This is a genomic window from Dissulfurimicrobium hydrothermale, assembly GCF_022026155.1.
Taxonomy (GTDB): Bacteria; Desulfobacterota; Dissulfuribacteria; order Dissulfuribacterales; family Sh68; genus Dissulfurimicrobium; species Dissulfurimicrobium hydrothermale.
Genome location: NZ_CP085041.1, coordinates 1,927,579 through 1,949,134, shown reverse-complemented (window position 1 = coordinate 1,949,134; position 21,556 = coordinate 1,927,579). Strand labels below are relative to the sequence as shown.

Below are 21,556 nucleotides of genomic sequence, written 5' to 3'. Positions count from 1 at the left end.
CCCTTTCAGCAGTCATCTTTGCTGTCTATGACCTCATCGATCCTCGTTGGGTTTGAGGTATTCATTTCCATCTGTCTATATCTCCTTTCTTTTTCCACCTTATCTGTATCGACATGTGCAAGGGGCAATGATAGAACTGGTGACGCTGCGGCGTAGGTCGCCATCGTCAATGCAAGGCCGTATGGCATAGATTTTTTTGCTATAGGCAGCATCTTCAATGACATATTAAGGACATATCGCACAGGACTTTTGAGTCTTTGAGTCAGTGTCTGTGGAGTATTAGGTGGTGGTCTCCAGGGATCAGCTCCCTTACCCTTGCCGATGAGCAGAATTCATCATGTGTCCCGTGAAAGACAAGGGTCTGGTTGAGGCATGCCACCTTATTGACATGTTTATTTACTATACCTATGTCGTGTGTAACAAGGACTATTGTAACCCCGCTGCGGTTGAGGTTGTCAAGCATTTCATAGAAGTCATCCTGTGCCTTTACATCGACGCCAGTGGTCGGTTCATCAAGAAAGAGTATTTCGGGACTGTTGACTATGGCCCTGGCTATGAATACGCGCTGCTGCTGACCCCCGGAAAGCGCACCTATGCGGCAGTCAACGTATTCACCGATCCCTACAAGATTGGCCGCCTGTCTTGCCGCATCCCTGTCTTTTTTGTCCAGCCATCGAGGGAATTTCTTGCCTGAAAGTCTGCCAAGGGCTATCACTTCTTCGACTGTTATAGGGAAGATCGGGTCTATGTGGGTGGCCTTTTGTGGGACATAACCGATCATGTCCCAATTGAAAAAGGTCCTGACAGGCCTGCCGAGGATGTAGATCTCGCCACTGTCAGGTGAGAGAAGCCTTAAAATAAGCCTTATGAGGGTTGATTTGCCTGACCCGTTAGGGCCTATGATGGCCAGGAAGTCCCCACGAGCGATATCAAATGTTATGTCTTTTAAAACCTGTTGTTCCCTATATGAAAAGTCGACGTGTTCGATCCGGACAAGGACGCCTCCCTTTTTAGTAGTGTTGGTTGTTGTATCCATATTTTATTATTTTTACGACTGATTTAATCCTGATCCACAGGGATCAAGTTTTTGATATTGAAGATATAGCTTAGGAATTTGTATATCAGCCTTGCAGCTAAGAAATCGGCTGCATGATAACCAGGGATCGGCGCAAGCTCCACGACATCGAATCCGACGACCATAGTCGACGCTGCGATGGCCTTTAAAAATTTTGTGATATCGCTCCAGGAAAGTCCACCTGGCTCTGGCGTACCGACTGCCGGCATAATCGATGGATCTAGACAGTCGAGGTCTATAGTGACATATGTCGGCTGTTGCTTGAGCCTTGAGATCGTCTCGGCTATTGAGGCCTCCCTGTCTTCGATGACCATGTTGGCCCAGATAGGTCGGCAGGTCGGCCAGTGTCTCTGCCCCTTTAGAAATTCCATTTCCTCCCTGGAGACGGCACGCACACCTATTTGTATTATATCGCCGAGTCCCCAAACACGCCTCATAACGCAGGCATGGCTGTATCGGCTTCCGAGATAGGAATCCCTCAAGTCAGTATGTGCATCGAAGTGGACTAGATTGAGCCGTCCCAGCTCGCTGTATATTGCCTCTATGGCACCGATGCTTACAGAGTGGTCACCACCGATTACACATGGTATCTGGCCTGAACGTACAATCGGGATTACAGCCTCCCTGACCTTTCGGACCATATTTTCAGGCGGCAGTTCAGGCTCAATCGGCGTAGCCGTGAAGATACCTTTTCTGAAGGCCTCTGAATCCGTCTCTTCATCATAGAACTCCATGTGTGGAGATGCCTCGATGATGCGTGCCGGTCCATCTCTGGCACCTGCCTTGTAGCATGTGGTGAGATCAAAAGGAACAGGGACCAGGATCGCTTTTGCCTGGTCCCTGTTCGGGCAAGATGATGAGAGTCCGAGGAATTGATCCACGTTAAATTGTCATGCCTGTCCTTTCGGCGCGCACAAAGTCGTGTACCTTACGGATAACCTTTGGAAATTCAAGCCCGCGGTCGAGTAGCTTGATCTCAACCTTTTTGATGTCAAAGAGATTTGTAATATATTTTATGGCCCCTTGAGTGTCAAAGGCCTTGCAGGAAAAGATGTCCAGACTCAGGTATAACTTTTCTGGAAAGGTATGGATGCTTATATGACTTTCGGCTATGAGCACAAAACCTGATATGCCCCAGTCTTCAGGGATTAGACCTGAATATTTGAATACATAGGGCGGCATGATCTTGGTCATGTTTATCTCTTCGGGATAACGGCTCAAAAAGTCATAGATCCCGTCTAGATCTTTTAGTTTTTCCTGGTCACATCCGTAACCATCCATCATCAGGTGCTGCCCGAAGCCGTATTCGATGTCTTCCATCATCTTTTTGTCCTCCTTGTTTAAAAAGTTGGTGGCGTAACCACCCACAATATCCTGGCCTCAGCCTGACCGGTGTTTTGCACGAAATGTCTTCTGTCAGCTGAAAAATAGAAACAATCCCCTTCTTCAAGCTCATGGCTCTGTCTGCCTAGACGCAGCATTACCTTGCCCGAAAGGATAAAGCCGAACTCTTCACCCTGGTGTTGCCTGTCCTCCCTTGTCTTTGCACCAGGCGCCAAGGTTACAAGTACTGGCTCCATCTCCTGCCTTTGAGAGGCATGTATCAAGAGTTCAACCCTTGCCTCCTCGGTGGAATCAGCCAATAACTTCCGATTCGAGCGTTTAAAGACCGTTTGTTCCTGCGGGCTCTCTTTAAAGAAATCAGCAAGATTTATCCCCAGCACCTCAAGGATGTCGCCAAGGGTTGCAAGCGACGGGGAGGTGTTGTCGCGCTCGAGCTGACTTATATAGCCTTTTGTAAGATCCGTCCGGTTCGCAAGCTCTTCTTGAGTCAGATTACTGGCGAGCCGCAGGCGCTTGAGCCTTTCGCCTATCTTGATTTCCATTATCTTTTGCTATCCGGCCTCGACCGGAATTGAGTTTACTGTTATTAAACAAAGTGATTTATGTTGGGCGCTTATATAAATGTTGGATCCCTGGTTGTCAAGGGAATTTTTTGTTGGAGTGGCTGCTCTAAAGATAATTTTTTTAAGATCAGGGAATGGTTTTATTATCCTTTTATTGCCTGTGATTTTTTGATAGACTTAAATAAATTGAATCTTTAAGGGGGCCTTGGAGAAACGCCATGAAGCACTACCGGAAGGAACTTTGGTTCAATGTGCCTGCTAGGATGGGGTTTGTTAACATTACCCCACTGGTTGAAGACTGTGTGCGCGAAAGCGGGATACAGGAGGGCCTCTGTTTGGTAAATGCCATGCACATAACCGCCTCTGTGTTTATTAATGACGATGAACCAGGACTGCACAAGGACTACGAAGACTGGCTGGAAGGCCTCGCCCCCCATGAGCCTATATCGAGATATCGGCACAACCTGACAGGGGAAGACAATGGAGATGCGCATCTCAAGCGGCAGGTCATGGGTAGGGAGGTGGTGATCGCAATATCGGGCGGCGGTCTGGATTTTGGGCCGTGGGAGCAGATTTTTTACGGCGAGTTCGATGGCAGGAGAAGAAAAAGGGTGTTGGTGAAGATTATAGGCGAATAAGTTTATGGCTTCCGGCCGGATGAGTTATGTTCGTGATTAAGCTTATCAGGCGCCTTGTCCGCCGGGTGTTTCATCCCGGTGTCTTCCTGAGAGACAGATACAGGGCATTTAAAAGTCTTTTGGAGAGTGACAAGGAGGCGCACGCAGTAATAGCTGGGCTTCAAGAGTTGGTTTACGGCAAAGATGCCGCAAGCAATGAGGCCGTTCAAGGCCTCTACAAAAGTCTCAGGGATGCGGTCGGCAACATGATTGAGTGTCTACTGGAGATGGTCCCAGGCTCTTATCTTGCTTTACCGTGGTCTTTTAAAAAGATAGACGACGACATCATGAGGCATATGTCGGGCCGTTTGTCTCCCTATCACGATTTCAAAGATATGATGGTCTTTATAGACCACTTGAATCTCTTGGATCCCTCTCATCACTCGTTCCGTCCGCAGGGTTGCCGTTCGATGTATGACATCATCCGTTTTGTGCACGAAAAGGCCATATACGAGATGTTTTCGACCGGCACTGATATTATAAGCGGCAAGATCAAGGGGGCAAAGAGGCTCATATCGGAACACCCTGTCAACCTTTATTTGTTGGATATGGATGGCGGTCTCTGCAAGGGGTGCGAGGGGCTTGAGGAGATTGACATATCGATGGTCTGTTCCATACCTATGCGCGCCTTATGGCAGGGGATCGTCTATCCTGACATCAAGCGGTCTGGACAGATGCCTTTTGATTGGCGGTCTTTCGGTGAGGCGGTCTCGGCGGGTGGCATTGCAAGCAGGGATTCCCCGACCTTTGCTAGTTATGCTGCCATATCTGCTGATTACATGAACATAAGTATAAAATTTGGATATCATTTTGTCGTTGTTGACGCCCTCTGCGGGGAGGATCTAGATCAAAACTACATTATGTTCAGCTTTACTGGGGGAGGCGGCGACTTTCGGGGAAGGACCTTGAGGGTAGCGTTTTTGGCTGGCGTTTTGAATGGATTGGATTTTGATGTCAGGACAAAAAAAGATGTTATAAACGCCCGCATTGATAGGCTTGGGCGGCTCGAAATAGAAGGGCGGCTCGATATTCTTGGACGTCTCCTGGCCGTTACCAGGCTGATGGATATGGATATCAAGGACGAGGCGACCGTAGAGAGATGGGTGGCGGAGTTTATGGCAGGGAGATATGATTTCAGATATGATGGTCCCGGCGGATTCCAGGTCTGATGCATGTTGTCATGTGAATTGAGGTAACGTCAGGATAGTATGGCTGAATACAGGCTTAACTGGATCACATCGCATCTTGCCGTAGGCTATGCACCCATGTCATATGAAGAGCTCGATTCGCTTAAGAGGCAGGGCATAAACGCCATCATGAATCTTTGCGCTGAATTTTGCGATCTCCATAAGATTGAGGAGCAGACCGGCTTTGAGGTCTATTATCTCCCTATCGAGGACGAGGGCGTTCCTGCCATTGAGGAGATGGAAAAGGCCCTCGCATGGCTGGACGAGGCGGTTTATCTCGGCAAAAGGGTGTTGGTCCATTGCAGACATGGGATCGGGAGGACCGGGACGTTTGTGACAGCATATCTTATACGTAGAGGTCTTGGGCTCAAGCTTGCAGTTAAAAAGTTGAAGCCCACATATGCTACTCCGGCCAATTACGAACAATGGCATCTTTTAAAGAAATATGGGAAAAAGACCGGTGAATTAAAGATAAGAGAGCCGATCTTGGAGTATAGGCACACTGTAAACCTTTCTAGTTTTTTTGCGCAATATGAGGCGGTCGTTCAAGGGTTTGAAGAAAAAAAAGAGGAATACAGGCGCAAGGTGCCGGGATACGAAGACTGTGGGCTCGATTCCGATTTCTGTTGCCATGATGGTTTTGAGGTAAAATTTATAGAGGCTGTTTATATAAACAACAAGCTCAACAGCACCCTCACAAGCAAAGAGCGGCTTGAGATCATAGCGAGGGCCGCAGGGCTTTCCGCTGCGATAAAAAAGGGGATGGCCGTTCAAGCGAAGGATGAAGATAGCAGGGTCAGACGGGAAGATCATCTGACGGATTTCCTGTGTCCTTTGAACGCAGCGGGTAAATGCGTTCTTTATGAATACCGGCCTTTGAGATGTAGGTCTTGCGGTATCCCCGTTGATGTCTCAAGTTATGGACTGATCGAAGACATGCTTTTGGGCGTTTCGAAAAATATGTTTTTTGCCCTTTCGGGCACATTCGCCGACGAGAATGTGTTGATATTCCCGTTTTATGATGTGGTTTCCGGTAGGTTTGTACAGACCTATTTTTACAGCCTCCTTAAGGCCTAGGACTTGAGCACCTGCGCGACCTTTTTCTCAAGTTCGTCTTTATCTATCGGCTTTATGCAATATTCGACTGCGCCGAGGTCGACTGCCTGTCTCGCGGTTTCTATGGTGGGGTAGCCGGTCAAGATTATGACCTTTATGTCCGGCATTGTCTTCTTCAGCTCTTCAAGGACCTCGATTCCGGTCAATTTCTTGAGCTTTATATCCAGGATTGCAAGCTCGACAGGATGCCCCTTTGCGTAATCCAGCGCACCCTCTTCTTCATCGAAGACATGGACATCATGTCCCTTTCTCTCAAGGATCTTTTTTATCATGATGCCTGCATCAATCACATCATCAAGCACCAATATCTGCGCCATACAGACCTCTAGCTTTTATCCTTTGAACGAAATTCCTCTGATTTTATGCCGTACCGCCTCATTAAACGCTGGAAGGCCTGCCTTTCAATCCCGCTTATGTTTGCGGCCTCGGTTACATTGCCCATAGTTTTTTCCAGCGCCCTTCTAATATAATTTCTTGTAAATAGGCTGACAACTTGTATTTTTGCTTTATTGTAGCTTAATTGTTCAAAGCAGGGAATATGTTGCCATGTTATTTCCTTTTCAGCTCCTTCTCCGTTTGCATATATATCAGACAGGTCTATAGTATTGCCTGAACTCAGGAGAACGGCTCTCTTTATAGTATTTTGGAGCTCTCTGACATTGCCGTTCCATTGTCTTCTCTCAAGGCATTTTATGGCCCTCGGCGTGAATTCAGTCACGTTTCTTTCATATTCCTTGGCATATAATCTTAAAAAATGGTAGGCAAGAAACGCTATATCTTCTTGAATCTCCCTTAAAGGCGGCATGACGACGGTTATGACGTTGAGTCGGTAAAAGAGATCCTCCCGAAAACTGCCTTCCCTGATCTTGCTCTCGAGGTCTTGGTTTGTAGACGCCAGGACGCGCACATTGATCTTGATACTTTGTGTCGATCCGAGCGGTCTTATCTCTTTTGCCTGTAGGACGCGCAGGAGCTTTGTCTGAATGGACAGCGGTATGTCTGCTATTTCATCAAGCAGTATGGTCGAGCCGTCCGCCTCCAAAAAAAGCCCTTTTTTGTCCTTGACGGCCCCGGTAAACGCCCCCTTTACATAGCCGAAGAGTTCGCTTTCAAGGATGTGTTCAGGCAGGGCTGGGCAGTTTACGGCAACCATCGGTCGGCTTGAGCGGCTGCTTAATTCATGCAAGGCCCTTGCGGCCAATTCTTTACCAGTTCCACTTTCCCCGCGTATAAGCACCGTCACGTCCGTATCGGCAATCTTTGATATAAGATCGAAGACGCGGCGGATACGCGGCGATTGTCCGACGAGGCCATGAAATGCCTCCTGATCTTCTATTTTTTTTTGAAGTCGCCGGTTTTCCCTGAGGAGAAGCGTCCGCTCTATCGAGCGTCTGATGACATGTACAAGATAGTCGTTGTCGAACGGCTTCTGGAGAAAGTCATAGGCCCCTTCTTTCATGGCGCTTACCGCAAGTTCAATGGTCCCAAAGCCGGTCATTATGATTACAGAAATGGTTGGGTCAAGTTCTCTAGCAAGGGTCATCAGTGTTATGCCATCCATATCGGGCATCTTTACATCCGTAAGGATGACCTCCGGCAGGTCCTGTTTAAGCACCTCAGCCGCTTCTCTGCCTGATGATGCGAGAGTGAGTTCGCATTTGCATTTTCGCCCTATCACCTTGCCAAGGAGTGTGAGCATCTCCCTGTCGTCGTCTACTATTAAAATATGGGGCTGTCGGTGGCTATGGTTGATAATTTTAAAATCTTCTCTCATGCCCGGTCTTGAGGTAGCTAGAGGTTCTTGCAAAGGCCTAAGGCACATATTCTTGTTATTTTCGGCCGTTGCCATTTAACCCTCCCGTTGCCATCTCAACCGAAGGGATAAACCTTGACGGAATCAATGCAACGATTCTTCATTATTTTGTTCGGAACGATAAAATAGATCGCTATAAGGGACTCTATGTATAAATTACTTGGCCTGAGATTTTGTGCAATATATTACTTTGTACATCGAAACCGTCAGATAAAATTACTTAATAATATAATTTTTTGTCTTTCCGAGAGAATTAAATTATTATTAAAATATATGGATGTTTAAATTAGGGCATGGATTCGTGAAATAGTTTTTAATAAAAGCAAAAGCCTATCTTTCCCCGGTTCAGATTGTAAAATTGCAAATGGAGGGAGGTGATGCAGACCTTGTTAAAACTGATTCTTAGATGTGTCTGCGTGTTAAATACTTCCTTGAAGGCGGCGCAGGCCTTGGCCATGATACTCGGATTCTGGGCGATTTCTGCAATCTGGCCGTGTAGCGCCTTGGCCTTACAGGTCCATTCCGGTCCAGAGGGTCTGTACACCCATCAGATGGCCCATGTATTTTTCCTGGCCGCCATGGTGTTTTTGTTCTCCATCCTTTTCAGGCACCCTTTGGGCTATGGAAGGGCCTGGGTTTACTTGAGACTCTCCCTCCTGTTTTTTTCGATATGGAATGTAAATGCCATAATCACGCACAGTCTCGAATTGACCATCCCGCCAGAGTCGCTTGTTGTTCAAGAAGGTCCTCTACCTTGTTATATCTGCATGCCAGCGGTTTTTAAAAGTTGGGTATATTATGTAGGCAAGTTCGATCATCTCCTCTGCGTGCCGGCCATGTTCTTCCTTACCATGGCGCTTAAGACCTTCTGTCGTGAGGCCGAGCGCCAGGCAGAAGAGAAGAGAGATAAAGAGGCAGCCGAACAATGACACAATGTCTGCCGCTCCTCCCTATCTATGTGGTGGATTTTATAGGCGCAAGCCTTATGGTTGTTTTTTCCCTCACTGCCTTTTATTACTCCTGGAGACTTACAAGACTTGAGCCCAAGAGCGTCCTCTGGAGCTATTTTTTCTGGCTGTGCATGGCTATGGTGGCCTTTGCACTCTCGCGCAGTATAGGGCATATCCTCAGGTTTGTATTCATATTTATGGGATTCCCTAATATATGGAATTTTTTCGCCCCGTACAGCGGTGGGCTCAATACAATGACGTTTGTTTCGATCACCACGCTCACCTTTTATTTCCCAGGCGTTAGAAAGATAATAGGCCGAGTTAAGGAAGACGCAAAGAAGCTTGAGGAGGCCAGGATCGGACTTGCTCAGGCCAACAAATCCCTCATGGACTTGAATCAGACCCTTGAACAGCGCGTGGAAGAGAGGACTAGGGCGTTAAAGATATCTGAACAGAAGTTCAGGCACCTCTTCGAGAGTTCAAAAGATGTTATCTTTTTTTGCAATAATGAGGGGAGGCTCCTTGATATGAACGACAGCGGGGTCGAGCTCCTGGGATTTAAGGACAAAAATGAGATTATCGGTAAGACAATGGCAGAGTTTTTTGTAAATAAGGCCGATTGGGAGAATTTTTGCGCGACTCTCCATTCGGCGGGGCATATAAAAGATCTTGAGATAGAATATGGAAGACAGGATGGCTCCATCCTTTATCTCTTGGTTACGTCCGATCTCATAAGCGATGAAAACGGTACTGTGATAGGTTGTGAAGGCATTGCCAAGGACCTTACACGCTATAAACAGGTCATGGCAAATTTGATACAGTCGGAGAAGATGGCCTCGCTCGGACAGATGGCGGCAGGTGTGGCCCATGAAATAAATACCCCCCTTGGCATAATACTCGGCTATACTCAGCTCCTTGAAGAGGATTTCAAGGACCAGAAAGATGTATACGAAACCCTTGAGACTATAGAAAAACAGGCGAAGATATGCAAAAATATCGTATCCGATCTACTGAATTTCTCACGGGATTCCATAAGACAGGAAAAGGGACCAGTGGATATAAATCACTGCCTTGAAGAGGTCATGGCCGTGATTGAGCATTCGCTGAATATGGACAGGATATATGTCCACAGGGTCTATGGCGAAAATCTGCCTATGGTGTTTGCTGATAAGGAGAGGCTCAGGCAGGTATTTGTAAACATCTTGAATAATGCCCACCATGCAATACAAAAAGAAGGACTTGTAGGCATATGGACACGCTATAACCCAGCCAAAAAGACTGTTGAAATATTGATCGGCGATACCGGGCCGGGTATCCCGCCAGAGATTTTAAAAAAGATATTCGATCCCTTTTTCACCACCAAGGAGGTCGGTAAGGGGACGGGTTTGGGTCTTTCTGTATCCTTTGGCATAGTGAAGGATCACGGCGGCAATATAGACGTCGAATCCCCACCCAAAGAACAGGGGCTGATAAATGCTGGTATGGAGACGGTATTTATAGTCAGTCTTCCTGCTTATATAGAAGGTATCGATCAAGAGAAATAGTTGTATATAGATATACAATACATTGTCTTTGTGCATTTTTTCTCATTATAATCTTAAAGATATAATTGGCAAGTTATATATTTTTAGTATTTAAGACTTGATTTTTTCTTTCATTTGATTTAATCAATATATAGTTAAGATATTTGTGAACAATATTGCTTATGATTTAGCAGTTAAATTCTTTAAGGTTTTTAGTTCAACATCTATTTTTATTGCCAATAAGATGTGTGGAGGAAGATCATGAAAAAGACCGTATGGAGCATGTGCGGCATGTGTACCGTCAGGTGCCCTATAAGGGTGGAGGTAGAAGACAACAAGATAAAGTGGCTTGAAGGCAACCCCCATATACTTGGTGGGGCGTTGTGCGCCAAGGGGTCGGCAGGTGTTGCATTGGTTCAGGACGACGAAAGGCCCCAGCAGCCGCTCATCAGGATAGGCGGGCGCGGCGCTGGCCGGTGGGAAAAGGTGAGTTGGTATACTGCGCTCGATTATATAGCTGAAAAGATAAATAATATAATAAACAAATACGGCGGCAGAAGTATCATGTTGAGCTGTCGAGGGGGGCCATTTGTGGACCTTCCCAAGGCGTTTATCCATGCCCTTGGTTCTCCGAATTTTACAAACCACGACAGCGCCTGCGGCAGAAATGTCCATCACGCCAGCCTTTCCGTCTACGGGCTTGGGCGCAAGGCCTTTGCCTATGACATAAAAAACGCAAGACACCTGATACTATTCGGGCGCAATCTCCTTGAGTCGTTGAGGGTCGCCGAGGTAAATCAAGTAATGGACATGCTTGATGCTGGCGGGCGTCTTACCTATGTGGACGTACGCCAGTCAGTGACAGGACTTAAGGCCACGCGTTTTTTCCAGGTAAGGCCTGGGACAGACTATGCCCTCGCGCTCGGCATGATCAACGGCGTCGTAAAGAAGGGTTTTTATGACAAGGAGTTTATCGAGCACTATGTAAAGGATTTTGATGAGCTTGTGGCGTTTATCGAGCCTTATACGCCGGAATGGGCGGCAAAGGAATGCGAGATAAAACTAAACAAGCTTATGGATTTTATAGACGAGCTCGGCGAAGACCGTCCGAAGGTCATATTTCATCCAGGGTGGATGCTCGCCAGATATCACGATTCCTTCTATGCAAGCCGGGCGTTGCACATCCTGAATGTCCTCATGGGCAACGTAGAGATAAAAGGTGGTCAGATATTCGCCAAGGGTCCGGGAGACTGTGGGGTGAAAGGCCTTAGAAGTCTCGATGCCCAGGTGCCGAAGCCCACTGAGAAGCGGGCTGACGGCGTGGGCTGGAAGTACAAGCACTTTGACAAGGGGCCGGGCCTATTCCATCTCTTTTATGACGCCATCGAGACAGGGGAGCCCTATCCTGTAAAGGCACTTATAGCCTATAGGCATGATCCCTTTACATGTTTCCCCGATCCTCCGGCGCAAAAGAGGGCGCTTGACAAGATGGATCTCCTGGTCTCGCTTGATACCCACTACAGCGAGTTTGGTTGGTACAGCGATGTGATCCTGCCTGAGTCGGCATATCTTGAGAGGGAGAGCATCATTGCGACACAGAAGGGGCCCAAACCCCGCTTTATAGTCAGACAAAAGGCCCTTGAGCCGCGTTTTGATACAAAGCCTGCCTGGTGGATATTCAAACAACTGGCGGATAGGGTCGGCATCGGCCGATATTTCCCATACAATACTATAGAGGAGCTCTGGAACTGGCAGCTTGAGCCCACTGGTTACAAGATCGAGGACTTTAACGAAAAGGGTTTCATCGAACTCTCTGACAAGCCTGTTATGTACGACAGGGAAAAGCTGGATGACAAGTTTAAGACGCCGTCCGGCAAGATAGAGATTGTAAGCGGTGTATTGACAGAGGTGGGGCTTCCCTCCCTCAAGCCATATAAGAGCCCCATAAAGCCGCCGAAGGGTATGTTCAGACTGGTCTTTGGCCGTTCAGCGGTCAACACCCACGGGCATACTATCAATAACCCCCTACTTTATGAGCTATTACCTACGAATAGTCTGTGGATCAACAAGCGTGCCGCGGATAAATTGGGCATAGCCAACGGAGATTGGGTGGATGTGATGGCTGATGGTGCCAGCGGCACCATTAAGGCCAATGTGACCGAGTTTATCCATCCCGAGGCCGTGTATCTAATTCATGGCTTCGGCCGACAGATACCGCTTCAGACAAGGGCCTATCACGCGGGCATGAGCGACCAAAAGCTTATGACAGGGTGTTTCCTTAAAGACATGGATCAGTCCGGCGGCGGGCTTTGCCTGTGTGAGTGTTTTATTGAGGTAAGGCGGAGCCCCAAAAATCCGAAGAGGAGCGTTGAGCTATGAACAAATACATGCTTTATCTCAATTCAAAGCGTTGCATAGGGTGTCATGGCTGTGAGGTGCACTGCAAGGTCAACAAGGGACTCCCGGTCGGCCCTATTCTGTGTGAAATAAGCCATGAACCGTTGAAGGCCGTAAAGGGTGTGCCCAAGTCCGAGTTCCATTTCAGGTCCTGCTATCACTGTGAAGATCCTTTCTGTGTCCCTATCTGTCCGACCGGCGCCATGCAAAAGCGGTCGGACGGCATAGTTTTTGTGGATCAGGAAAAGTGCATAGGCTGTATGGCCTGCGCCGGGGCGTGTCCGTGGGGTGTGCCTCAGTTCAATCCGGCCACAGGAAAGGCGATTAAATGCGACTATTGCATGGACAGGGTCGATCAGGGGCTCAGACCAGCATGCGTGGCAAAGTGTACGACCCATGCCTTAAAGTTTGTAGCCCTTAAAGAACTCTGATAACCTTGACAGGCAGCTGAAAATCAACAGCCGCTCTCTTTGCGAAAACCGGAAAGGAGCGGCTTGTTTTTTGGTTGAACCGAGCGGCTACGTACCCATAGCCCACGATCCGAGATATCTTGCCTGCTCATCCGTCAACCGGTCGATATCGATGCCCATACTGATGAGCTTAAGCCTTGCTATCTCACGATCTATCTCTTCAGGGACGCCATAGACCTTCCGTTCGAGTTTTTCAGCGTTTTTTGCCATGTATTCCGCACACAGGGCCTGGTTGGCGAAGCTCATGTCCATAACGCTCGATGGATGACCTTCCGCAGATGCAAGGTTTATAAGTCGTCCTTGGCCCAGGACATAGATGCGTCTTTTGTTGACGATAGTATATTCCTCGACGAATGGCCTTATAGTCCTCTTGGCCTCTGTGATATCGGAAAGGTCATTGAGGTTCAGTTCTACATTGAAGTGGCCTGAATTTGCAACTATGGCCCCATCCTTCATTTTAAGGAAGTGTTCCTTTCTTATAACATGGATATCTCCTGTTACGGTGCAGAAGAAATCGCCGATCGGGGCCGCTTCGGCCATAGGCATGACGTCATAGCCGTCCATTACCGCCTCGAGGGCCTTTAGCGGATCAACTTCGGTTACTATCACCCTTGCACCCATGCCTTTTGCCCTCATTGCTACACCTTTGCCGCACCATCCGTATCCGGCCACTACAAAGACACTCCCCGCTATAAGTCTGTTTGTGGCCCTTATGATGCCGTCAAGTGTAGATTGGCCGGTGCCATAGCGGTTATCGAATAGATGTTTGGTGTTCGCATCATTTACTGCTATGATTGGATATCTGAGTACACCGTCCTTGGCCATGGCCCTGAGTCTTATGACGCCTGTGGTGGTCTCCTCTGTGCCGCCTATAATGTCTTCAAGAAGCCCTTCTCTCTCGGTGTGGAGTGTTGAGACGAGGTCGGCGCCGTCATCCATGGTGACATTCGGTTTTGCATCAAGTACCGCGCGGAGATGGGCGTAATAGGTCTCGTTGTCTTCGCCCTTTATGGCAAAGACAGGGATGGCGTCGTATTTTACCAGCGAGGCAGCAACATCATCTTGCGTGCTCAATGGGTTGGATGCGCACAGATATACCTCTGCCCCGCCTGCTTTGAGTGTCCGGACAAGGGACGCAGTCTCTGTTGTGACGTGGAGACAAGCACCGAGCCTCATGCCTTTTAAAGGCTTTTCAGTCTCAAAACGTTCCTTGATCTGATTTAATACCGGCATGCTCTTTGCCGCCCATTCAATGCGGAGGCAGCCGTCTTCGGCAAGTCCGATATCTTTTATGTGATGATCCATGTCTTCCTCCTAGAGCCCAGCCTGGTCTTTTAAAGTTTCCACCATGTCGAGACGTTCCCATGTGAATTCGGGTTCCATCCTCCCGAAGTGGCCATATGCGGCAGTCTTTTTGTATATAGGCCGCCTAAGATCCAGATATTCGATTATATCCCTTGGCTTAAAGCTAAAGTTCTTCTCTATGAGTTCAACTATGCGTCCCTGCGGTATCCTCTCTGTATTGTAGGTGCGCACGTTTATTGCTAGTGGCCTCGGCACCCCGATAGCATAGGCCACCTGGACCTCGCACTCACCGGCGAGGCCGGCTGCCACGATATTTTTGGCCACATACCTGGCCATATAGGACGGAGAGCGGTCTACCTTGGTCGGGTCTTTCCCGGAGAATGCACCGCCGCCGTGATGCCCGCGTCCCCCGTATGTGTCGACGATGATCTTCCTGCCTGTAACGCCGCAATCGGCAAGCGGTCCACCTACGACGAATCTACCTGTGCTGTTTATGAAGAATTCAGTCTCCCTGGTGAGGTGTTCGGGGGCCACGATCTTTTTTATTACCTCTTCTATAACGGCTTCTTCTATCTCTTTATGGCTCACTTGAGGTTCATGCTGGGCTGCTACCACTATTGAGTGTGCGGCGATTGGTTTGTGATCTTCATAGCGGATGGTTACCTGGGTCTTGCCGTCCGGTCTCAGGAAGGGCAATATCCCTTTCTTTCTTACCTCAGCGAGGCGTTGGGCCAGTCGATGCGCATACCAGATCGGCATCGGCATATAATCGGGGGTCTCCTCGCAGGCATAGCCGAACATGAGCCCCTGGTCCCCTGCGCCAATGTCGCCGTTTCTATCAACGCCCATAGCGATGTCGGGTGACTGCTTGTCGATGCTGGTCAGGACCGCACAGGTCTGCCAGTCGAATCCCATGCTCGAGTCGGAGTACCCGATTTCTTTTATAGTGCCGCGCACTACCTGCGGCATGTCAACATAGCAATCCGTCGTGATCTCGCCCGCGATAAGGGCAAGCCCTGTGGTTACCAAGGTCTCGCATGCCACCCTTGCATAAGGGTCTTTGGCGATGATCGCGTCCAGAATTGCGTCTGAAATCTGATCGGCTACCTTGTCTGGATGGCCCTCGGTTACCGACTCCGATGTAAAGAGGAAGTTGGGCATCATGGCTTGAATCTCCTAAAAAATAGACTTTTCACTTCTATAAAAAAACCGGCCGTCGCCGGTTGATTAGCCAGGGCGATTAATCCTACGCCTGTTTTCTGGCGGAGAGGGAGGGATTCGAACCCTCGGTACACCTTTCGGCGTACACTCACTTAGCAGGCGAGCACCTTCGGCCTCTCGGTCACCTCTCCAGGCTTTTCTTTTCGAGGTCTAATGACCTTGAAATTTTTAAGGTATGGCGGAGGGAGTAGGATTCGAACCCACGGTGCCTTTCGGCACAACGGTTTTCAAGACCGCCGCCTTAAACCACTCGGCCATCCCTCCCGGGATATTCATGACCCGTTGAAAACCTGAACAAGTTACTGTCACAGGCATATACTGTCAAGAAGGCTTGATGAATTCATTCTATTTCTTCTATGCCCCACTTCTTGAGTTTTTGGCGTAGCGTTTTTCTATCTATGCCGAGGATGCGCGCGGTCTCTGTGCGGTTTCCTTTGCTTGCTCTCAATACCTGCACGACATATCTGCGTTCCATCTCATTCAGGGGCATGAGTTCGTATGTCTCGTATGAGCCGCTTTCGGTTCCATCAACACCATCGATGCCATGTCTCTGGAAAGTGTCTTGGCCGCCTGCTGTTATTGGAAGTCCGCTGAGTTCGATATCGTCCGGTCCTATGGCCTCTTTGTCGGCAAAGATCACCAGGCGCTCCATGCTGTTTTCAAATTCCCTTACGTTGCCAGGCCATTGATATTGTGACAGGAGACGGATTACTTCTTCTGTAAGAAAAAGGCCACGGCGTCCATGCTTTTCACCGAATTTCTTCAAAAAGTATTCGGCCAAGGCTGGTATATCGTCTTTTCGTTCCCTAAGAGGTGGGGTCTTTATTGCAACTACGTTTAATCTGAAATAGAGGTCTTCGCGAAAAGTCCCGTTTTGTACGGCCTGCTTTAGGTCTTGATTCGTAGCCGCTATTATTCTGACATCCACTTTGGTGAGTCTGTTGCTGCCCACCCTTGATATTTCTTTTTCCTCTACAGCTTTAAGGAGCTTTGCCTGGCGCTCAAAGCCTATGTTTGCTATTTCATCCAGAAAGAGCGTCCCATGGTTTGCAAGTTCAAATTTACCCATCTTATTTGCATTGGCCCCTGTGAAGGCACCCTTTGCATGTCCGAACAGTTCGCTTTCAAACAGCGATGGAACAAGAGTAGAACAGTCGACCGGCACGAATGGGTGGTCGCGCCTTGGACTCAATTCGTGGATGCGCCTTGCAATGAGACCCTTACCTGTTCCGCTTTCCCCAGTTATCAATACTGTACTGTCGGTAGGTGCGAGTCTTGCCACCTGTTCCAAGAGGGTCTTTATAGCCTTGCTTTCGCCTATGATCTTGACCTCACCCTCTTTGCGTTTGAGCTCTTCTTTTAAAAAGAGGTTTTCCATGGCAAGTTGCCTGGCTTTAAGGTTCCGCTCTACAGTTATAAGGAGTTCGTCGGGCTCAAAGGGTTTTGACAGGAAATCATTGGCTCCGAGGCGCATAGCCTCTATGGCGTTTTGTATGGTGCCATAGGCCGTAATTATAACCACTGGCACGATCGGGTCTTTTTCCCTGATGGTCCTGAGCAGATCAAGGCCGTTTATGTCAGACATCTTGAGGTCGAGCAGTATGAGATCGTATTCATATCGGTCAAGGAGTTCAGATGCCTCCTTACCCCTCGAGACCTCAGAGACATCGAATTTTCTCCGCCTTAAGACCTGAGCGCATCCATCTCTTATGGCCGCGTCATCATCTATAATCAAGATGTCCTCTTTCATCTTATGGCTATCCTCCGCCTGAAAGGGGTATTTTTACCTCAAAACGGGTCCCATACCCTGGTTTGCTATTTACAGTTATCTTTCCGCCGTGCCTTTGTACTATGCCATGCGTTATCGAAAGACCCAGTCCCGTCCCCTTTCCGGCCCGTTTTGTAGTAAAAAATGGTTCAAATATCCTTGGCAGTAGATCATCAGGTATCCCTGGACCATTGTCTTCGACGGTAAGACATACAAGCCTCTGTTCCTTTGAAAAATCCGTTTCTATAATGAGTTTTCCCTTGTTGTTCAGGGCCTCCCCTGCATTTATGATAAGATTAAGTATTGCCTGTTCAATCTGGCCTTTGTCGCCCATGAAATGGGGCAGGTCTTTTTTAAAGCGCATATCTACCTCTATATTTTTCAGTATATGATGATCTTCGATGAGGGCGTAGACATCTTTTATAATTTGATTCAAATCGACCGGCGCATAGCTTTTTGAAGAAGACCTGCCGAAATTCAAAAGCCCTTTTGCTATGATACGGCATCTTGTCGCAAGCTTTATGATCTTTCCTATGTTTTCATATGAGACGTCTTCTTCGTTCAGTTCTTCTTTTATAAGGTTCGCATAAAGCAGTATCCCGCCAAGGGGATTGTTGATCTCATGTGCTATTTCGCCTGCAAGCTTTCCCATGGCCGTAAGCCGCTCAGCCTGAAGAAGCTTGTCTTCCCATGATTTGATCTCTGAGACGTCTTTGATGAGGCTCTGATGCAGTATGCCGCTGCTGACGGACAACGGTAGACATACGACCTCAATGTCTATGTTTGAACCGTCTCCACGCCTGCCCATGGCGCTTCTCCATCCAGGCCTGGGTGTATCCATGGGCCATGGAGATATGAAGTCAGCCATAGATCGCCCTGGCACGTCTTCATTTCTTTGTTGTCCGAAGAGTGTTGAAAAGGCCTCGTTTGCGACAATGATCGTATCTTTTATATGGATGACTGCCGGCTGGCTTATTTCCTGCCAGTATTCTATAAATTCCTGTGTGATTTCTTTCGCGGGCGGCGGATTAATTTTAGCCACTTTCCCTGTTGTTTGTATTAAAATAGACAATAGACATATATTTAAAATAACTATATTTTATAGACAATCTCATTCGTCCTTTCAAGGGCATTGAGTTAAAACTTGACAGACGGAGTCAGGATGAGATATTTTATTCTGAATGTATATTCATTCACAATAAAAGCCGTATCTATATAAAATTATATATTATGAAGATAGCCGACAAACACGAAAAGATCATCCAGTCTTCCATTAAGGTCTTCGCAAGAAATGGTTTTTTTAACTCGCGGATATCCGAGATAGCGAAAGAGGCAAATGTCGCCGATGGTACTATTTATCTCTATTTTAACAATAAATATGATATATTAGTTACAATCTTTGAGGAAGAGATAGGGAAAATAATTGCAAAGGTCAAACAAGAGCTGGCCTTGCTTGAGAGCCCAGAGGAGAAGCTGGAGCGTTTTGCTGCATTGCACTTAAGCCTCGTAGAAGAAAATAGAGACCTGGCGGAGATCATCCAGGTCGAGCTGCGTCAGAGCAGTAAATTTATGAAGGAATATCGCAATAAAAAGTTCGCCGAATATGTAAACATCATCTCCCAGATAGTAAGACAAGGGCAGGCGGCAGGTGTATTCAGGGCGGACGTGATGCCGGGCATATTCAAAAGGGCGTTTTTTGGGGCGCTGGACGAGATGTCCCGCTTTTGGGTGCTTTCAAGCCGCAAAAAATATAGTGTATCGACTGCGGCAAAACAGATAAGCGAATTTTTCCTTCAAGGGATACGCGAGAAAACACCTGGCCAGTAAAAACAGACTATTTCTTTTTCTTTAGCTGATAAGGGTGTCGTTGTATAATGGTTTAAATTTAGTTATATATAAGTTAATATAACGGAAAAAACCTAACGTGCCACAATGAAGCAATGAAGATAAATATTTATTCTGTGTAGAATGATATAGCCGAAATAATTTTTGATGATCTCGTAAAAAGTCATTATATGAGATGGCTAAGCAAAAATCGTAAATGCAAGGCGCGCAGATCCTGAGGAATGAGGCGTATTTTCTTGTACGTCGCGGTGACGAAGGATGCAGCGCAACACGGCAGTCGGCGACCTTTTGCGATGCTATCAACTTTTTATATCGTAAAAATATATAACGAATTTGGGTTGCAAAATATATTTTTTTCTTCTATCATCGTTTTTAGATGATCTAACTAATTAAAAAGTTTGAGAAATTTGTAACAAAATTTCACTTTTAAGTCTGTTTATGGAGACGATCCAGGCTAGGAAGGAGGTGATGGAGATAACATAATAAAATGCATCCGCAGTGATTTATTAGGAAAGAAAAGAGAAAAAGGAGGAATGTAATGGGAAAGAGGATTTATCTTGTTTTTTTTGTATTGTTATGTGTATCGGCATGGATCTTGGCCCTGTCTCTGCAGGTAAGGGCTGATGAAAGCGGGGATATAAAAGCGCTCAAGGCCCAGGTAAGGGAGCTTATGCAGCGGATCGATCAACTTGAAAAGAATAAAAAGGAGGCCCCCCCTTCCAACTTGAACGTCTACTGGAATGATGGTTTCCGTATCGAGTATAAAGACCCGAAGACCGACAATGAATACAAGTTCCGTTTCAGGACCGGGATCCAGCCAAGATACACCTATGTCTTTACAGACGATACCGTTGCCAAGAATACAGAAAATTACAGCAACTTCAATTTCCGCCGCATCCGTTTCTTTGTAGATGGCAGTGCACCCAACAAAGATTGGGAATATTTTGTACATGTCCAGCTTGAGCCCCAGAGTGCAGTCAATATCCACGATGCGACTATTCAGTGGCAGAAGTATAAATTCGCCAGGGTGCAGTTAGGCCGTATGAAAATACCATACAGCATAGAGTTTTGGCAGAGCGGTTTCATGCAAAACGGCGCTGACCGCACCATATTTACAGGGGATTCAGAGGTTACCAAGGACCAATTCGGTCAGACTACCTATAATTTCCCGAGTAATAATGCCCCACTAAACGTCTCCAACCAATTGCTTGCAAATGGGTTCCCTGCCGGCGGTATGGAGCTCTTTCGTTCCCAGGGCATAAACGTGAACGGCTATGTGGACATGCTTGGCCAGAAAGATTTCCTTGCCTACTGGCTTGGTGTTTATAATGGCCGCGATACAAGAGGATTTACTAATACGGACTCCAATATGCTGTATGTGGCACGGATAGGGATTAATTTCCTGCCGGGCTCTGATCCGAGAGGTCCGATGGGGCCAAGTGGGTTTAATCACTACTTCATGCAGGGCGATTATGGCTACAACACAAAACCGCTTGCAGCCCTCGTCCTTGCCAGCTTCACAAACAGAGATAGGGTGAACAACTACTTCGACACAAAGCTCGATACCTCCAACAACAATGCAGGTACTAAAAAGACCGGAATCCATGACGTCGAAAACTACGGTTTTGATTCGGCGCTTCTCTTCAGGTATCTGGGCTTTTCCACCGACCTTGAGGCCGGGTGGGAGGAGTTCAAGCAGGATCCTGGCGACTCAAAGGGTCTGGAGCAAACATGGGACCGCTGGGCGGCCAGGGCGAATGTCGGTTACTTTATCGTGCCTAAGAAGTGGGAGGCTGTGTTTAAGGCCGCATACTTCGAGCGTATTAACAGCAACAACCTGGAAAAAAGCCTCAGAAGTGGTCTCGGTCTTGTAAAACTCAGCGATGGCTACGCGGTGGAAGACAATCTTCAGCAGTATATATTTGGTGTAAACTATTATATCCATGGCTTCAATCAGTATGTATCGGCCGATGTCCGTTGGATGCGCCGCAACTTTAATGAGATCAGTGTGTCAGAGGCCAAGAGGCTCGGCTTCACCTATCCGATAAGCCATAATCCAAGCGATGAAGACGATGTCGGTGTAAGGGTTCAGTATCAATACTTCTTCTAGCAATGAAGAACTAGCAAGGGCATATTGTAGCCTCCTATTAAAAGAAAGGCCCTGCTGTTGCAGGGCCTTTCTTTATTCCAACCGTCTCAAAGATGTCATAAAAATAGTGGCCGTCGAACTGACAGTCACCGGTATCCTGATAAATCGGCCGCCGCTGGTTGCCTTTGCCCACGACCGAAATCTCAGGTATAT

20 protein-coding genes and 2 tRNA genes are annotated in these 21,556 nt (G+C 47.5%); 9 read left to right on the top strand and 13 right to left on the bottom strand.

The window, feature by feature from the left end; translation table 11 throughout:
* Positions 1-5: 5 nt before the first annotated feature.
* From LGS26_RS09270 to LGS26_RS09250, 5 genes are read right to left on the bottom strand one after another with little or no spacing between them, the layout of a single operon-like run.
* A complete protein-coding gene (locus LGS26_RS09270; protein WP_237888587.1) occupies positions 6-224 on the bottom strand; it encodes a hypothetical protein in 219 nt (72 codons plus the stop codon).
* Positions 225-262: 38 nt separating this feature from the next.
* Positions 263-1,036: a metal ABC transporter ATP-binding protein gene (locus tag LGS26_RS09265; RefSeq protein WP_237888586.1), complete on the bottom strand. Its 774-nt coding sequence runs from the start codon at positions 1,034-1,036 to the stop codon at positions 263-265.
* A 23-nt stretch (positions 1,037-1,059) separates the two neighbouring features.
* Positions 1,060-1,956: an agmatinase gene (speB, locus tag LGS26_RS09260; RefSeq protein WP_237888585.1), complete on the bottom strand. Its 897-nt coding sequence runs from the start codon at positions 1,954-1,956 to the stop codon at positions 1,060-1,062.
* Between the two features lies 1 nt (position 1,957).
* Entirely contained in the window at positions 1,958-2,398 is a 441-nt protein-coding gene (gene speD / locus LGS26_RS09255) for an adenosylmethionine decarboxylase (RefSeq protein WP_330873291.1), read from the bottom strand.
* A gap of 17 nt (positions 2,399-2,415) precedes the next feature.
* On the bottom strand, positions 2,416-2,961 hold the full coding sequence (locus LGS26_RS09250; protein ID WP_330873290.1) for a cupin domain-containing protein: 546 nt from the start codon (positions 2,959-2,961) through the stop codon (positions 2,416-2,418).
* Between the two features lie 239 nt (positions 2,962-3,200).
* On the opposite strand from LGS26_RS09250, the gene LGS26_RS09245 reads away from it, so the two are divergent.
* Genes LGS26_RS09245 through LGS26_RS09235 form a run of 3 tightly spaced genes read left to right on the top strand, consistent with a single transcriptional unit; the run spans position 3,201 to position 5,923 of the window.
* Positions 3,201-3,620, top strand: a complete 420-nt coding sequence (locus LGS26_RS09245) for a secondary thiamine-phosphate synthase enzyme YjbQ (RefSeq protein WP_237888584.1) — start codon at positions 3,201-3,203, stop codon at positions 3,618-3,620.
* A gap of 26 nt (positions 3,621-3,646) precedes the next feature.
* On the top strand, positions 3,647-4,828 hold the full coding sequence (locus tag LGS26_RS09240) for a hypothetical protein (protein ID WP_237888583.1): 1,182 nt from the start codon (positions 3,647-3,649) through the stop codon (positions 4,826-4,828).
* Positions 4,829-4,867: 39 nt separating this feature from the next.
* Positions 4,868-5,923 (top strand): protein-tyrosine phosphatase family protein, encoded by a 1,056-nt coding sequence (locus LGS26_RS09235; protein ID WP_237888582.1) that lies wholly within the window; start codon positions 4,868-4,870, stop codon positions 5,921-5,923.
* Here the strand turns inward: LGS26_RS09235 and LGS26_RS09230 are convergent.
* Both LGS26_RS09230 and LGS26_RS09225 read right to left on the bottom strand, forming a co-directional pair.
* Positions 5,920-6,279: a response regulator gene (locus LGS26_RS09230; RefSeq protein ID WP_237888581.1), complete on the bottom strand. Its 360-nt coding sequence runs from the start codon at positions 6,277-6,279 to the stop codon at positions 5,920-5,922. The genes LGS26_RS09235 and LGS26_RS09230 overlap by 4 nt on opposite strands.
* Before the next feature lie 8 nt (positions 6,280-6,287).
* Positions 6,288-7,811, bottom strand: coding sequence for a sigma-54-dependent transcriptional regulator (locus tag LGS26_RS09225; protein ID WP_237888580.1), 1,524 nt, complete (start codon positions 7,809-7,811; stop codon positions 6,288-6,290).
* Positions 7,812-8,152: 341 nt separating this feature from the next.
* On the opposite strand from LGS26_RS09225, the gene LGS26_RS09220 reads away from it, so the two are divergent.
* The 4 genes from LGS26_RS09220 (at position 8,153) to LGS26_RS09205 (ending at position 13,076) form a co-directional block, all read left to right on the top strand.
* Complete coding sequence (locus tag LGS26_RS09220; RefSeq protein WP_237888579.1) at positions 8,153-8,704, top strand: hypothetical protein; 552 nt, start codon at positions 8,153-8,155, stop codon at positions 8,702-8,704.
* Positions 8,701-10,269, top strand: coding sequence for a two-component system sensor histidine kinase NtrB (locus LGS26_RS09215; protein ID WP_237888578.1), 1,569 nt, complete (start codon positions 8,701-8,703; stop codon positions 10,267-10,269). Before LGS26_RS09220 ends, LGS26_RS09215 begins: the two co-directional genes overlap by 4 nt.
* Before the next feature lie 240 nt (positions 10,270-10,509).
* A complete protein-coding gene (locus tag LGS26_RS09210; protein ID WP_237888577.1) occupies positions 10,510-12,627 on the top strand; it encodes a molybdopterin-dependent oxidoreductase in 2,118 nt (705 codons plus the stop codon).
* Positions 12,624-13,076 carry a 4Fe-4S dicluster domain-containing protein gene (locus LGS26_RS09205; RefSeq protein ID WP_237888576.1) on the top strand — a complete coding sequence of 151 codons (453 nt, stop codon included), beginning with the start codon at positions 12,624-12,626 and terminating at the stop codon, positions 13,074-13,076. The genes LGS26_RS09210 and LGS26_RS09205 overlap by 4 nt, the downstream gene beginning before the upstream one ends.
* Before the next feature lie 87 nt (positions 13,077-13,163).
* Here LGS26_RS09205 and ahcY read toward each other — a convergent pair whose 3' ends face one another.
* The 6 genes from ahcY to LGS26_RS09175 form a co-directional block, all read right to left on the bottom strand.
* Positions 13,164-14,420, bottom strand: coding sequence for an adenosylhomocysteinase (gene ahcY, locus LGS26_RS09200; RefSeq protein ID WP_237888575.1), 1,257 nt, complete (start codon positions 14,418-14,420; stop codon positions 13,164-13,166).
* Between the two features lie 9 nt (positions 14,421-14,429).
* Positions 14,430-15,581 carry a methionine adenosyltransferase gene (gene metK / locus LGS26_RS09195; RefSeq protein ID WP_407932054.1) on the bottom strand — a complete coding sequence of 384 codons (1,152 nt, stop codon included), beginning with the start codon at positions 15,579-15,581 and terminating at the stop codon, positions 14,430-14,432.
* Positions 15,582-15,680: 99 nt separating this feature from the next.
* Positions 15,681-15,772: transfer RNA gene (locus LGS26_RS09190), tRNA-Ser, on the bottom strand.
* A 45-nt stretch (positions 15,773-15,817) separates the two neighbouring features.
* Positions 15,818-15,905 (bottom strand) — tRNA-Ser (locus LGS26_RS09185).
* Positions 15,906-15,981: 76 nt separating this feature from the next.
* Entirely contained in the window at positions 15,982-17,391 is a 1,410-nt protein-coding gene (locus LGS26_RS09180; RefSeq protein ID WP_237888573.1) for a sigma-54-dependent transcriptional regulator, read from the bottom strand.
* Positions 17,392-17,398: 7 nt separating this feature from the next.
* A complete protein-coding gene (locus tag LGS26_RS09175) occupies positions 17,399-18,451 on the bottom strand; it encodes a two-component system sensor histidine kinase NtrB (protein WP_237888572.1) in 1,053 nt (350 codons plus the stop codon).
* Between the two features lie 188 nt (positions 18,452-18,639).
* Between LGS26_RS09175 and LGS26_RS09170 the strand changes: the two genes are divergently transcribed.
* Together LGS26_RS09170 and LGS26_RS09165 are read left to right on the top strand one after the other, a co-directional pair.
* Positions 18,640-19,236, top strand: a complete 597-nt coding sequence (locus tag LGS26_RS09170) for a TetR/AcrR family transcriptional regulator (protein ID WP_237888571.1) — start codon at positions 18,640-18,642, stop codon at positions 19,234-19,236.
* A gap of 556 nt (positions 19,237-19,792) precedes the next feature.
* On the top strand, positions 19,793-21,364 hold the full coding sequence (locus tag LGS26_RS09165) for a porin (RefSeq protein WP_237888570.1): 1,572 nt from the start codon (positions 19,793-19,795) through the stop codon (positions 21,362-21,364).
* Positions 21,365-21,556: the final 192 nt, after the last annotated feature.

Bases quoted from the DNA above. Each gene is read 5' to 3' on its own strand.
- LGS26_RS09270 (WP_237888587.1), bottom strand. From the start codon at position 224: ATGTCATTGAAGATGCTGCCTATAGCAAAAAAATCTATGCCATACGGC.
- LGS26_RS09265 (WP_237888586.1), bottom strand. From the start codon at position 1,036: ATGGATACAACAACCAACACTACTAAAAAGGGAGGCGTCCTTGTCCGG.
- speD (WP_330873291.1), bottom strand. From the start codon at position 2,398: ATGATGGAAGACATCGAATACGGCTTCGGGCAGCACCTGATGATGGAT.
- LGS26_RS09250 (WP_330873290.1), bottom strand. From the start codon at position 2,961: ATGGAAATCAAGATAGGCGAAAGGCTCAAGCGCCTGCGGCTCGCCAGT.
- LGS26_RS09245 (WP_237888584.1), top strand. From the start codon at position 3,201: ATGAAGCACTACCGGAAGGAACTTTGGTTCAATGTGCCTGCTAGGATG.
- LGS26_RS09240 (WP_237888583.1), top strand. From the start codon at position 3,647: ATGTTCGTGATTAAGCTTATCAGGCGCCTTGTCCGCCGGGTGTTTCAT.
- LGS26_RS09235 (WP_237888582.1), top strand. From the start codon at position 4,868: ATGGCTGAATACAGGCTTAACTGGATCACATCGCATCTTGCCGTAGGC.
- LGS26_RS09230 (WP_237888581.1), bottom strand. From the start codon at position 6,279: ATGGCGCAGATATTGGTGCTTGATGATGTGATTGATGCAGGCATCATG.
- LGS26_RS09225 (WP_237888580.1), bottom strand. From the start codon at position 7,811: ATGGCAACGGCCGAAAATAACAAGAATATGTGCCTTAGGCCTTTGCAA.
- LGS26_RS09220 (WP_237888579.1), top strand. From the start codon at position 8,153: ATGCAGACCTTGTTAAAACTGATTCTTAGATGTGTCTGCGTGTTAAAT.
- LGS26_RS09215 (WP_237888578.1), top strand. From the start codon at position 8,701: ATGACACAATGTCTGCCGCTCCTCCCTATCTATGTGGTGGATTTTATA.
- LGS26_RS09210 (WP_237888577.1), top strand. From the start codon at position 10,510: ATGAAAAAGACCGTATGGAGCATGTGCGGCATGTGTACCGTCAGGTGC.
- LGS26_RS09205 (WP_237888576.1), top strand. From the start codon at position 12,624: ATGAACAAATACATGCTTTATCTCAATTCAAAGCGTTGCATAGGGTGT.
- ahcY (WP_237888575.1), bottom strand. From the start codon at position 14,420: ATGGATCATCACATAAAAGATATCGGACTTGCCGAAGACGGCTGCCTC.
- metK (WP_407932054.1), bottom strand. From the start codon at position 15,581: ATGCCCAACTTCCTCTTTACATCGGAGTCGGTAACCGAGGGCCATCCA.
- LGS26_RS09180 (WP_237888573.1), bottom strand. From the start codon at position 17,391: ATGAAAGAGGACATCTTGATTATAGATGATGACGCGGCCATAAGAGAT.
- LGS26_RS09170 (WP_237888571.1), top strand. From the start codon at position 18,640: ATGAAGATAGCCGACAAACACGAAAAGATCATCCAGTCTTCCATTAAG.
- LGS26_RS09165 (WP_237888570.1), top strand. From the start codon at position 19,793: ATGGGAAAGAGGATTTATCTTGTTTTTTTTGTATTGTTATGTGTATCG.